Origin of the sequence: Paenibacillus sp. NEAU-GSW1, from assembly GCF_009737085.1 — a bacterium.
GTDB lineage: Bacteria > Bacillota > Bacilli > Paenibacillales > Paenibacillaceae > Pristimantibacillus.
In genome coordinates this window covers 248,152-259,842 of record NZ_WOVL01000001.1, presented here as the reverse complement: position 1 = coordinate 259,842, position 11,691 = coordinate 248,152, and the positions used below count along the sequence as shown (strand labels likewise).

The 11,691-nt window shown below is 50.0% G+C and carries 14 protein-coding genes, 1 pseudogene and 1 other annotated feature; all 15 genes and pseudogenes read right to left on the bottom strand.

Features of this window, described 5'->3' with window-relative positions:
* Positions 1–142: 142 nt before the first annotated feature.
* Positions 143–406, bottom strand: a complete 264-nt coding sequence (locus GOM71_RS24200) for a transposase (RefSeq protein ID WP_253944620.1) — start codon at positions 404–406, stop codon at positions 143–145.
* A gap of 7 nt (positions 407–413) precedes the next feature.
* A pseudogene (locus GOM71_RS25080) lies at positions 414–704 on the bottom strand (transposase); the annotation flags it as partial.
* An 83-nt stretch (positions 705–787) separates the two neighbouring features.
* Positions 788–2,107 carry a GTPase ObgE gene (gene obgE / locus GOM71_RS01130; RefSeq protein WP_156277520.1) on the bottom strand — a complete coding sequence of 440 codons (1,320 nt, stop codon included), beginning with the start codon at positions 2,105–2,107 and terminating at the stop codon, positions 788–790.
* A 13-nt stretch (positions 2,108–2,120) separates the two neighbouring features.
* A complete protein-coding gene (locus tag GOM71_RS01125) occupies positions 2,121–2,858 on the bottom strand; it encodes a Spo0B domain-containing protein (RefSeq protein ID WP_156277518.1) in 738 nt (245 codons plus the stop codon).
* Between the two features lie 208 nt (positions 2,859–3,066).
* The gene (gene rpmA / locus GOM71_RS01120; protein ID WP_156277516.1) at positions 3,067–3,378 is read right to left on the bottom strand and encodes a 50S ribosomal protein L27; all 312 of its coding nucleotides are present in this window, start codon (positions 3,376–3,378) and stop codon (positions 3,067–3,069) included.
* A 17-nt stretch (positions 3,379–3,395) separates the two neighbouring features.
* On the bottom strand, positions 3,396–3,731 hold the full coding sequence (locus GOM71_RS01115; RefSeq protein WP_156277514.1) for a ribosomal-processing cysteine protease Prp: 336 nt from the start codon (positions 3,729–3,731) through the stop codon (positions 3,396–3,398).
* Between the two features lie 12 nt (positions 3,732–3,743).
* The gene (gene rplU / locus GOM71_RS01110; RefSeq protein WP_156277512.1) at positions 3,744–4,055 is read right to left on the bottom strand and encodes a 50S ribosomal protein L21; all 312 of its coding nucleotides are present in this window, start codon (positions 4,053–4,055) and stop codon (positions 3,744–3,746) included.
* Positions 4,056–4,070: 15 nt separating this feature from the next.
* Positions 4,071–4,150: a sequence feature (ribosomal protein L21 leader region), on the bottom strand.
* A gap of 101 nt (positions 4,151–4,251) precedes the next feature.
* Positions 4,252–5,499, bottom strand: coding sequence for an Rne/Rng family ribonuclease (locus GOM71_RS01105; RefSeq protein WP_253944618.1), 1,248 nt, complete (start codon positions 5,497–5,499; stop codon positions 4,252–4,254).
* 67 nt (positions 5,500–5,566) lie between these two features.
* Positions 5,567–6,418, bottom strand: a complete 852-nt coding sequence (locus GOM71_RS01100) for a M50 family metallopeptidase (RefSeq protein ID WP_367649417.1) — start codon at positions 6,416–6,418, stop codon at positions 5,567–5,569.
* 22 nt (positions 6,419–6,440) lie between these two features.
* Positions 6,441–7,448: a M23 family metallopeptidase gene (locus tag GOM71_RS01095; RefSeq protein ID WP_156277508.1), complete on the bottom strand. Its 1,008-nt coding sequence runs from the start codon at positions 7,446–7,448 to the stop codon at positions 6,441–6,443.
* 94 nt (positions 7,449–7,542) lie between these two features.
* Positions 7,543–8,694, bottom strand: coding sequence for an FtsW/RodA/SpoVE family cell cycle protein (locus GOM71_RS01090; protein WP_367649415.1), 1,152 nt, complete (start codon positions 8,692–8,694; stop codon positions 7,543–7,545).
* Between the two features lie 7 nt (positions 8,695–8,701).
* Positions 8,702–9,493, bottom strand: a complete 792-nt coding sequence (gene minD, locus GOM71_RS01085) for a septum site-determining protein MinD (RefSeq protein WP_156277506.1) — start codon at positions 9,491–9,493, stop codon at positions 8,702–8,704.
* 15 nt (positions 9,494–9,508) lie between these two features.
* On the bottom strand, positions 9,509–10,162 hold the full coding sequence (minC, locus tag GOM71_RS01080) for a septum site-determining protein MinC (RefSeq protein ID WP_367649414.1): 654 nt from the start codon (positions 10,160–10,162) through the stop codon (positions 9,509–9,511).
* A 73-nt stretch (positions 10,163–10,235) separates the two neighbouring features.
* On the bottom strand, positions 10,236–10,772 hold the full coding sequence (mreD, locus tag GOM71_RS01075) for a rod shape-determining protein MreD (RefSeq protein ID WP_253944615.1): 537 nt from the start codon (positions 10,770–10,772) through the stop codon (positions 10,236–10,238).
* Positions 10,769–11,653 (bottom strand): rod shape-determining protein MreC, encoded by an 885-nt coding sequence (mreC, locus tag GOM71_RS01070; RefSeq protein ID WP_367649413.1) that lies wholly within the window; start codon positions 11,651–11,653, stop codon positions 10,769–10,771. The genes mreD and mreC overlap by 4 nt, the downstream gene beginning before the upstream one ends.
* Between the last annotated feature and the right edge of the window lie 38 nt (positions 11,654–11,691).

Genomic DNA, 11,691 nt, shown 5'->3' with positions numbered 1-11,691 from the left:
GGGAAAAACAGTTTTTGTGACGAGGTCACTGCCTCAAAATAGCGTACGTTCTCCCAGCTACCGCCATCATAGAACGGCCATTAAAAAAGGCCAACCAGAAATCTCTGGCTGACCTGATAATACGAAATAGCGTTGCGGAGAGCTATCCCTGCAACGCTATTTTTAGATTTTTATCCTTTGCAGCTTTCTTCAGCAATTGATGGGCAAGTGAAAGCCACCCGACCTCTAGGCCGACTTTCGGCAAGCCTCGAAGCAGGAACCGGCGGAATCCTCGGTTATTCTTGATTTGGCCAAACACACGCTCTGGTTCGTGCATGCGTCGAACAATAATGCATATCCATCCTCGCTCTTTAATTGCTCCCTCGCTTGTCGTTTGAAGCGAAGATATTCCATTTCTAACCTTCATTTCACGCAAAGACGGTCTCCAGCACGTCTTTCATTCGCTCAGAACGGAAGCGGTTAATGGTGCGGAAATCTGGGCGTTGTCTGGCCGCCAGCCACATGAACATGATGTTTTCGCGTACTGCTTTCGCGATTTGGCGAGAAGAGTAAATGCGCTGCGTATAAGCGTAGATGATGACCTTCATGAGCATTTTGGGGTGGCAGCTGTCCCGGCCACCTCCGGGATAAGCTTTGGGGAAGAGATTTATATCTAAACGATTGACCGCATCGTTGATGACGCGAACAAGATGGTTTTCGGGGATACAGGGGGTATCCCATCGTCATTTTAATGACTTATGGGACACCCCCACTCCAATAAGCGGACAAAGAGTGTCTAATGTCGTTTCTAACCCAAATAATCGTTGCCTTCAAAAAACTCAAAGGTAAAGTCGGCGATTTGCACCGTATCTCCATCCTTCGCGCCTTTTTTGCGCAAGGCTGCGTCGACGCCCATTTTGCGCATCAGCTGCGCAAAGCGCATAATGGCATCGTAGGAATTCATATTCATCCGTTTCAAGTAGCTTTCGATCGATTTGCCTTCAACGATGAAAATTTCATCTTCACGGCGAATCGTAAATGTCGATTCCTCGCGCTTCTCGAAGCCGTAAACTTTCCTTTCGGCAACGTCCTTCACTTCTTCGATGTCAATTTCTAGCGGCACTGTATCTAGCGTATCCGCCGCTTTGTACAACAGCTCTTGAATGCCTTGCTTCGTTAGCGAGGAAATCGGTAAAATTAAATATTCACGGTCGCCGCTAACCTCTTCGAGCTGCTGCTTGAAGATTTCCAGGTTATCTGCCGCTTCCGGCATGTCCATCTTGTTGGCGGCAATAATTTGCGGACGGTCGATAAGCTTCTCATTATACAAACCGAGCTCCGCATTAATTTTTTGCCAATCCTCAAACGGATCTCTGCCTTCGGAGCCCGCCATGTCGATGACATGGACAATAACTCTCGTCCGCTCGACATGGCGAAGGAATTCGTGTCCAAGTCCCACGCCCTCATGCGCGCCTTCGATCAGACCCGGCAAATCGGCCATTACAAAGCTGCGTCCGTCGCCAACGTCAACAACGCCCAGGTTAGGCGTAATCGTCGTAAAGTGGTAAGCGCCGATTTTCGGCTTTGCGCCCGATACGACGGATAACAGCGTCGATTTGCCGACGCTTGGGAAGCCTACAAGGCCGACATCCGCCATAACCTTGAGCTCTAGTGTAACCCAGCGCTCCTGGCCTTCTTCACCGTTCTCGCAAATGTCCGGTGCCGGGTTGTTAATCGTAGCAAAACGAATGTTGCCTCGGCCTCCTCGGCCTCCGCGCGCTACTACAACTTCCTGCCCGTGACGAGTCATGTCGGCAATAATTTCTTCCGTATCGTCATCAACGATAACGGTACCCGGAGGAATGCGCACAATCATATCCTCTGCGCCCGCGCCGTGCATGCCTTTCACCTTGCCGCGCTCGCCGGCTGGACCTTTGAAATGCTTCTGATAGCGGAAATCCATCAACGTGCGCAAACCTTCATCCACGCGGAAAATAACATCCCCGCCTCGGCCTCCGTCACCGCCTGCCGGTCCGCCTTCCGGAACGTACTTCTCGCGGCGATACGAGACGATGCCATTGCCACCGTTGCCGCCTTTTACAAATATTTTCGCTTTATCGACAAACATGCTGTGCCCCCGTTCAAGCGCTCAATTCCGCCTTAAGCACAATTTTTAGCTGCGGACGGTCGAGGTCGACCGGCAACAGCAGCGCGCCTTCCAACTGCTTTTTTATTTGATCAGCTAAATGCTGTTCGCTTGTAAGTTCGCCTTCGTATTGAAACGAAGCAAATAATGCGTCATTTTCCTTTGACAGTTCGACTGTTAAAACCGCCGCATCGCCGCAACCGCTTTTCACTCCCATCCGGTACGCATTAATCATTCTGATCAACGCCTCCGCAATAGGCTTTCCGCTTTCGGGCCAATCGCTTAACTGAATATCCTGCCGGTTTATCACCTTCAATTGAAGCGAATTAGTAATTGTCCGAAACGATTGGATATAACTTACAAGCGACGGTACGCCCAGCTTTGCGATTTGGCTTTCGGCAGCCATTCTATCTTTTATTTTCTCCACGTAATCCGCTGTTTTATCCAGCTTCTGCAATCGAATATAACCATAGAGAACTTGAAGGTCATTCATCCAGTCATGCCTATGATGATTCAATGTCCGAATGCTGGACGACTGCAGGCTATGTATGGTGCGTTCAATCCGCTCTTCGTTCTCTTTGCGTTCCGCCCAAATCCACAACGCGGCAGCGCCTGTAAGCCAACCAAGAAATATAGCAAGCAACCAATATGTTTGAGGCCAAATAAGGACGGCTGCGCAAGGCAACAATACCGATGCGGCTGCGCAACTTTTCGCAATTGTTAAGCGATCCATGTGTGATCCCACTTTCTGCTTGTTTCCTATCTTATCCAGTATAGCATGCCGGCTTGCGTCGAAAAAAGGGACTTTCGAAGCGGACAAGCGCAAACGGCTATCGCCGTCCTATGGCGGCAAAGCTGCGTTTCATGTTGAAATATAAGCGTAGCCAGGTCCAAGAAAAAAAACCCAGCCTGTCAATCAGGCCGGGCCACTTGCTGCTTTATTAGGCTTCAACTGCTGCGGCTACCGGAGCCAGATCAACAGGGTATACGCTCACTTTTTTGCGATCGCGTCCGAAGCGTTCGAATTTAACGACGCCTTCCACTAACGCGAACAGAGTGTCGTCTTTACCGATGCCTACATTGTTGCCTGGGTGGATTTTAGTACCGCGTTGACGGTACAAAATGCTGCCGGCAGAAACGATTTGACCGTCCGCACGTTTAGCGCCAAGACGCTTCGATTGGCTGTCACGACCGTTCTTTGTGGAACCTACACCTTTCTTCGATGCGAAGAGCTGGAGATTCAGTTTCAACATAGTGATTCCCTCCTTCTTTAAAGAAGTTGTTCCTGAACAACGACGAACTTGCCGTAAGAATCCGCGATCGTTTGAAGCATTACTGCCATCGATTCAAGCAGCAGCTGAACTTTCGCATCCGTCTCCGGATCGGCTTGCGCTGGAATATCCGACGACAGCCAGCCGTTCTTCATGGAATGCGGCAACTCTACGCCAGTCAATGCCTCAATGGAATTGACCGTGCCGACAGAGACTGCCGATACGCCGGCGCAGACAATGTCTTTGCCGGGCTTTGCATATTTCGCATGTCCTTCGACTGCGAAAGATATAATCCGCCTGTCAACGGCGTTCCGCACGAATTGCACTTTAATCATAGAAAAATCCTCTTACGCTTGGATTTTCTCGATTGTTACTTTCGTGTACGGCTGACGATGACCTTGTTTGCGGCGGTAGTTCTTTTTGGCTTTGTATTTGTAAACGATGATCTTTTGGCCTTTGCCGTGTTTCTCGATTTTGCCGGAAACCGTAGCGCCGGAAACGACTGGAGCTCCAGTTACGAGACCGTCACCTTTGGACACTGCCAATACGCGATCGAAAGTTACGTTTTCGCCTTCAGTTACGTCCAATTTCTCGATGTAGATTATATCGCCCTCTTGAACTTTGTACTGCTTGCCGCCAGTTTCGATAATTGCGAACATAGATGGTGCACCTCCTTATTGTCGAAGACTCGCCTAACCCAGGTGGTACCGGCTGCTGCCTGTACTCTTGAACCCGATTGGAGCGGTATCTGCATGTCCGTAAGAAATGAGCCTATTCAGACATACTAGAACATTCTAGCACATAAACAGCCTATATTCAACACTCACCGCAAATTATATCGGAAGCCGTATTAGATTAACCAATATCAACTGATTTTTTACCTATGCCGCCGCAATGCTCGCACTTTTCCGTCAATTGCTGCACCGCGTTTTCACGCGCTTTTTTACGAGTAATTTCCAGCAAACCGAGCCTTGTCCAGCCAAGCACCGCGCATTTTGTCCTGTCGCGCTTGGCGGATTCGATCATGCGTGCCATAATGCGCTCGCGATTAGGCTCGTCCTCCATATCGATAAAATCAATGATAATAATGCCGCCGACGTCGCGAACGGCTAACAGCCTTGCAATTTCATCGGCCGCCTCCAGATTGGTCTTGAAAATGGTTGCTTCCAAATCGCTGTCACCTGTATATTTGCCAGTATTGACATCAATGACGGTGAGCGCCTCGGTTTCTTCCCAGATCAGCAAGCCGCCGCTCGCGAGCCGAATGCGCCGTTGAAACGCCGCGTTCGCTTGCTCCGTCACGCCGTATGCTTCGAACAACGGCTTAACGCCGGATCGCTCATACAGCTGCAGCTTTCGCTCAAGCTGAGGCATCATTTCGCCAAGAAGCCGCTTTGCTTCCTCATAACGGGAAGCATCATCAATCCAAATCTCATCAAAATCAAGCGTCATGGCATCACGAACCACTCGGCGCATCAAGCCCGCTTCGCGATGAAGCTCAGCCGGCGAGCTTGCCTCTGCCGCCCGCTCGGCAATATCCCGCCATCGTTCCCTTAATTGGTTAACGTCCGCCGAAAGCGCCTGCTCGGTCTCTCCTTCCGCTGCAGTCCGCATAATAATGCCTTCTTCATGCAGCAGCAGCTTTTCTCCGATAGACCGCAGCCTTATGCGTTCCCCTTCCGTGCTCACTTTTTTGGAAACGCCGACATAACCGGCTACCGGCATATAAACGAGCCATCGTCCGGGCAGCGAATAATGAGTCGTAACACGAGCCCCTTTGCCGCCCAGCGGCTCCTTCATCACTTGTACGATCAATTCCTGCCCGACGCGAACTAATTGCTGGATTGCCGGCTTTTGCGCCGGCTGCTTTTCCAGATGCGGATGAAGCAGATCATCAATGTACAGAAAAGCGTTTTTGCTTAATCCGATATCGACGAACGCCGCTTGCATGCCCGGAAGCACGTTTACAACCCGTCCCTTGTACACGTTGCCGACGAGCCCGCTGTTCTCCGATCGTTCCATATAAAATTGCGTCAGTCTTCCATCCTCGAGAACCGCTGTCTGCAACAGCTCTCTGTGCCCGTGCATGATCATTTGCTTCATTCCAACATCACCGCCGCCTGCGCTTTTCTTTTTATTCTATCACAGGATGGCCCGCTATCAAGCCAAACTAACTGACTAGCTCAATAACTGCGCGGTGCGGATTGCGTTCCGCAAGAAAACAATCGATCAGTCTTTCCTCGGGCAAGACTCTAGCCGCATCGCCGCCAGGCTCGATGACATAAATGTGATGATACTGCTCCCTCCACAACATTCGAACAACCGCGCCGATCGGCTGCTGTCCGCTTACGAACAGAGGGCTCGCATCATTACCTCGCGCGGCTGATCGAGCAGCGACGCGATCCCGATGCATCAGAAAGCGCACGAATAAGTAAGGAATATTGCGATAATACGTCCAGTTGGACAATACCAGAAAAATTCCGATTGCAAGAAGATTCAACTGGATGCCGCCTTCCGGCCCTATAGCTGCCAGCAGCGAGACGATAACCATTAAACCGCTTAACGCGATGCTAATGCGAGAAGTCCATTTCATCATTGCAAAATAATTAAAGCTGTAACTAAAGGCCGCCTGCAGCAGCTTGCCTCCGTCCAGCGGATAGATCGGCAGCAAATTAAATAACCCGATCATAACATTCGCTTTCCATACATACGCCGCCCATTCCGCGTCCCACCAGCCAAGCTGTCCGCATCCCCAAGCCGCAAGTCCCATCCATAAATTTTGCAGCGGTCCTGCTATCGCAACCATCGCTTCCTGGCCGGCAGGCAACCCGCTCGCATCATCGACTTCCACAACGCCGCCGAACGGCAGCAGCTTTACCTCCCGTATCGTCCAACCGAACGATTTCGCTGTCATTAAATGTCCCGCCTCATGTACTAGGACGATCAGAAACAGCGTCAGCAGCTCTGCAAAATAGCCTGTGGCAATGGAAGCCAGCATGACTAAGACAAACAACGGATGCACAGACCAGCGGATTCCTCTCCATTTAACCAATCGGTATCACACTCACGGGATCAATATACCGGTCATCTTGTTTTACTTTAAAATAAAGCAAGCTCGGCTCTTCTCCAGCAGATTCGCGAAGCGTGCCAATTGCGTCACCCGCCTCCACCCAATCGTTTACTTTCACGTTAGCCGCGCCTAGCTTCGCATAAACGCTTGTCCGTTTGTTCGCATGCTCAATGACGACCGTCACGCCTTCGTCGCTCTGCTCCGTTACGAGCAGTACTCTTCCGGTTTCCGCTGCGACCACTTGCTCCTTCGATTCACCGGCAAGCTCGATGCCGTCCAGCAGCTCTGCAAAAGTGCGAACGATCGCCCCTTCCGGCAGCGGCGAGACAACCGGCAATTGTACAGTGCCTTCGGCCGATTGCGCCTTTTCCGCTTTATCGCCAAAAATCGGAATAAAGGAGGGCGCTCCGGTAAAATTTTGATTATACCAGGCCGCAACCGAGGCAAAATCGATTTCCTCCGTTAGCGCATTTTTCACAATTGCTCTTCCTTCGAGCGTCCATTCCGAATCGTATTGATACATCCCCCAGATCGCGGCAAATATACAAAGCGCGGCAATCGCTTTCCAGACCAGCTCGCGGCGCAGCGAACGCCATCCGCCGCCGCCGCTTGTCCCTCTATAGCTGCCCCAATAGTCGTCTCTTTCTTGCGGAAACCCGCCCGTCCCGTTTTCTTCGACTCCCCAGCCGAGCCAAGGCGCAGGGTTCGTCTTCCATTGCTTCTCCGGATCGGGCTCCGGAAAGATTTCGCGATACATATCGTCCCGATTGGCTCGTACAGGCTCAAAGCCCTTTGCCGCGTCTTTGGCCTCCAACTTCCTTTCTTCCTTCCAGCCCTTGCGCTCGCGAGACGATTGCTGTTCCACTAATTGCTTTATCTTTTGCTGTCTGCGCTGGCGGATTCCATCCTTCCCATTCACCCGCGATTCCTCCCTCGCTTTGCCGCCATAGATCGGCAAATCCGTTTCTGCTTGTCTACTCATATCTATGAATCGAATAAGACAAGTATTCGAGGCGGATTGGCGAAAAAACAACAAAGGCGCCTGCCCTCTAAAGTAGAGGAACAGACGCCTGAAGTTAATCGGCCAGCTCGTATTTTTCCTGATGCGCCTTGATACTAAACAATATGCCGATCGAAATCATATTGAGCAGCAGCGAGGTGCCGCCATAGCTGATGAATGGCAGTGTTATGCCGGTAATAGGCATCAGGCCAATCATCATTCCGATGTTCTGGAATATCTGGAACACAAACATCGAAGCGATGCCAATGACGATAAAGGAGGCTTTCAAGTCATAACACTTGAAGGCTATGAGAATCATCCGGTATATGAGCAGGAAATATAGCAGCAGCAGCACGGCTGAGCCTTGGAAGCCAAACTCCTCACCGATAACGACGAAGATCGAATCCGAATAAGGATAAGGGATGAACTTGCCCTTAAGCATATCCCCTTGCATATAGCCGTCGCCGCTAAGACCGCCGGAGCCGATTGCGATCTTCGCATTTTCCGACTGATGCTTATCGTCTTGAGATGCTGCTTCCGGATTAATAAACGTATTGATCCGCTGATGCCAGTGCTTTTTGCCATGATCGTTTAAATAATCGTATATTTCCGCATTAAACGTATTAAACAACGTATAGAACAGCACCAGTGCTGCAATTACTGCGGTCAAGCCAATAAGGACGTGAGTGTACTTCACATTGCCGATCCACAGCATCCCAAGCACGATGACCAGATAAATAATCGCATTGCCGAGGTCCGGCTGAATCATAACAAGAGCAAACGGTAAAAAAGCGAAGGCGGCTACCGGGAGCAAATCTTGCGTAAAAGTAAGCCGATCCCCTTGCCTTCTGCCCATTAAATAAGCAATACCGATAATCAAAATTATTTTCATAATTTCCGCAGGCTGGAATAGGAAGTCAACTCCAGGAAGCTTAAACCAGCCTTTGGCGCCGTTTATTTCCGATCCAAAAAAATAAACCAGTATAAGCAGCGAGATTCCGATGCCGTATAGCACATGCCAGCTTTTCAGAAATAACCGGTAATCAAATAAAGTTACAAAGAAGACAACGCAAAACCCGGCTGCATAATAGATAAGCGTCTTTATATCGTAATTCGGATATAAAGAGTTCCCGTGTGTAGCGCTCCGTATCAACACAGCGCTAATGACCATCATACAGACTAGAATTGCGATAATGCCCCAGTCGATTTTTTTCAGTTTGTTAAGCACAAGGCGATCATCCTATTCCAAGAAACTTGCGGAAGCGCTTGAATGCACCGGCTTTCTCATCCAGAAGCATCAGCGGCACCATATCGCCCAAGATTCGACGGGCAATATTACGATAAGCGATTGCCGCGCGCGATGAAGGATCCATTACAGTCGGCTCGCCGTTATTCGCCGCTTTAATGACCTTCTCGTCATCCGGAACGATGCCGATCAAGTCAACGGCAAGAACTTGGCAAATTTCATCAATATCAAGCATTTCGCCGCTTTTCACCATGTTCTGGCGAATACGGTTAATGACGATTTTGGCCGCGATTTTTTCTTTATCAAGCAATCCGATTACTCGGTCGGCGTCACGAACGGCAGCGTTTTCCGGCGTCGTAACGACGATCGCCCGATCCGCTCCGGCAATCGCGTTGCGGAAGCCTTGCTCAATGCCTGCGGGGCAATCGATAATGACATAATCGAAATCCTTCTTAAGCTCAAGCACCATGTCGCGAACCTGATCCGGATTAACATCATTCTTATCCTTTGTTTGCGCGGCCGGCAGCATATACAGCTCATCAAAACGTTTATCTTTAATTAATGCCTGATTCAATCGGCAGCGGCCTTCGGCTACGTCGACCAAATCGTAAATAATGCGATTTTCCAGCCCCATAACAACATCCAAATTTCGCAATCCGATATCGGTATCAACCATACATACCTTTTTGCCCAACAGAGCCAGCGCCGTACCTAAGTTCGCCGAGGTCGTCGTTTTACCCACTCCGCCTTTTCCGGAAGTCACTACTATTGCCTCTCCCATACGTTACACCTCTCTTTACATAATCGGATTATTGCGCAATCGGAACAACTGGTTTATTTTATCAATCTGCATGCTGCCATCCTGTAAATAAGCGAACTCCATCATCGCATCCCCGCTCATCCATTCCTCCGGCGGCCGGCTGATCACTTCAGCAATACGCAGCTGAGTCGGGCGCATGAGCGACGCAGCTATAATAACATCGCTGCGGCCGCGAGCGCCGGCGTGCGCAACTCCCCGCAATGCGCCAAGCACATAAATATCGCCGGTACAGATTAATGAGCCTCCCGGATTCACGTCGCCCACCAGCATAAGATCGCCGTCATGCTCGATCACTTGACCGGAGCGGACGATGCCGGTTATTACAGTAGGGCCGCTCGGTTCGGTCTTTGATTTGTCCTCTTGCGGCACTTCCGATTCAACCGACTGCACGATCAAATTGCCTTGGGAACGAATGATGTTGCGAATTCGTTCCTTTTCCTCATTCTCGATCTGTCTCGTCCCAAGCCTGACATGCACATGAACGAGCGGTCCGGACAGCAGCTGCTGATGCGTTTTCTCTAGCTTATATTGCAATTCATCCATCAAGTCGGCGAATTCGCACTGGTCGTCGAGAAGGAAAACGAGACCTTCCTTAACGCCTTTAATTATAATATGCTGCTTCTCGGTCACGTCTGTCCCTCCCAACGTAATCCATTCTTTTCGCAACGCTCGAATTCCTGCAAGCACCCGATAATTTCCAGCTTTATTCTTCGTCCTTCTCCTGCAAGCCTTGCTTAGCAAGATTCTCGTTCATCCGTCTTGCAGGCACGTAACAGGCCAATGCAAACGCCAGCTGCAGAAACAGGCTCGGAAGAATGTAGTCCAGTAACGCCCATGCGTAGGTCTCGTTCGTTATGCGGAACACTTTATAAATAAAGTAGACGGTTGAGTCGTATACGATTGAGCCCAGGCCGATTATCGACAGCGCCGTTAACAGCGTGCTTCTGCGGCGCTCTAGCAGCAGCCCTGTAAAATAACTGATTAGTCCCATTACAAAAGCATGCACACCCATCAAATGTCCGAAAAATACGATGTCCTGTAAAAAGCCGAAGGCGATTCCGAGCAGCAAGCCGTAATGGCGGCCGCTGTACAACGCAGCGTACATGACAAAAACGAATGTAAAATGAGGAACGATTCGGCCTGCAAAATCTGGCGGAATAATCCACGGCATAATCGTGCCTTCGATTAAAAAAATGAGCAGCATGACAACGATGAGACGATTAAAGCTCATTCCGCTCATTCGGCGGACTCCTCCGTGCTTGGAACCTCAACGACAAATACTTCCGTCAGATGATCGAATTTAGCCGCGATTTTCACCGATGCCGTATAAGTAAGCCCGAAGTCGCCAACCTGTTTGTTTTCGACCGTGCCGATTACAAGACCGCGCGGATAAACGTTGCCAAGACCCGATGTAATGACAACGTCATCGACGATCATTTTGTCTTTCTCGTCGATTTTGGTCATAAGCAGACGATCCGTTTCCTCATTGTAGCCGCTAATAATGCCGAAAGACTCGTCCTCTCGGCCGAGAATCGTCGCCGCGATCAGATTCGACGTGGGCGAAGTTTCATCCAGCTCGGTAATCGGCATTACCGTGCTCGTAAACGGGCGAACCTCGCTGACCAGACCGACAAGACCGTCAACAGTCGTGACCGCCATATTTTTCTTAATGCCGTTCTTGGAGCCAAGATCAATAACCATCGTCCGGCTCGACGTATCGTTATTTACCGCAATAACTTGCGCAATTCTGTATTTGTAATCATTGACTTGCTTCTGACGTTCTGTAAAATTCAAATCTTCTTTAAGGCGTTCGTTTTCTTTAATAACCCAATTATAATTGATTTTGTCGCGTGCATAAGCGGCGGCCGTTAACCGCAATTGTTCATTTTCTTCATGGATCGTGCGCAAGCTTCTTATATCCTCAAAGAAGCCCGCTATAACGCCAGCGGGCTTGTAGAACAGATGCTGCGCAAATCCAACTGAATCGCCGAGAAATTTCTCCGGCCATGTCAGTTCTTTGCGGTCGCTCAGCGAGAAGCCGATGACCGCAATGAACAGAATGAAGCCGAACATAAGCATGAACATCCGCTTATTTCTAAACAGCTTAAACAGCTCAATCACCTGCCCGTTTCATGTCCGATTCCGTACTCTCCCAATCG

What these genes read in the sequence shown, in the direction of transcription:
- GOM71_RS24200 (WP_253944620.1), bottom strand. Translation starts at nt 406, where the DNA reads ATGAAGGTTAGAAATGGAATATCTTCGCTTCAAACGACAAGCGAGGGA.
- obgE (WP_156277520.1), bottom strand. Translation starts at nt 2,107, where the DNA reads ATGTTTGTCGATAAAGCGAAAATATTTGTAAAAGGCGGCAACGGTGGC.
- GOM71_RS01125 (WP_156277518.1), bottom strand. Translation starts at nt 2,858, where the DNA reads ATGGATCGCTTAACAATTGCGAAAAGTTGCGCAGCCGCATCGGTATTG.
- rpmA (WP_156277516.1), bottom strand. Translation starts at nt 3,378, where the DNA reads ATGTTGAAACTGAATCTCCAGCTCTTCGCATCGAAGAAAGGTGTAGGT.
- GOM71_RS01115 (WP_156277514.1), bottom strand. Translation starts at nt 3,731, where the DNA reads ATGATTAAAGTGCAATTCGTGCGGAACGCCGTTGACAGGCGGATTATA.
- rplU (WP_156277512.1), bottom strand. Translation starts at nt 4,055, where the DNA reads ATGTTCGCAATTATCGAAACTGGCGGCAAGCAGTACAAAGTTCAAGAG.
- GOM71_RS01105 (WP_253944618.1), bottom strand. Translation starts at nt 5,499, where the DNA reads ATGAAGCAAATGATCATGCACGGGCACAGAGAGCTGTTGCAGACAGCG.
- GOM71_RS01095 (WP_156277508.1), bottom strand. Translation starts at nt 7,448, where the DNA reads ATGAGTAGACAAGCAGAAACGGATTTGCCGATCTATGGCGGCAAAGCG.
- minD (WP_156277506.1), bottom strand. Translation starts at nt 9,493, where the DNA reads ATGGGAGAGGCAATAGTAGTGACTTCCGGAAAAGGCGGAGTGGGTAAA.
- mreD (WP_253944615.1), bottom strand. Translation starts at nt 10,772, where the DNA reads ATGAGCGGAATGAGCTTTAATCGTCTCATCGTTGTCATGCTGCTCATT.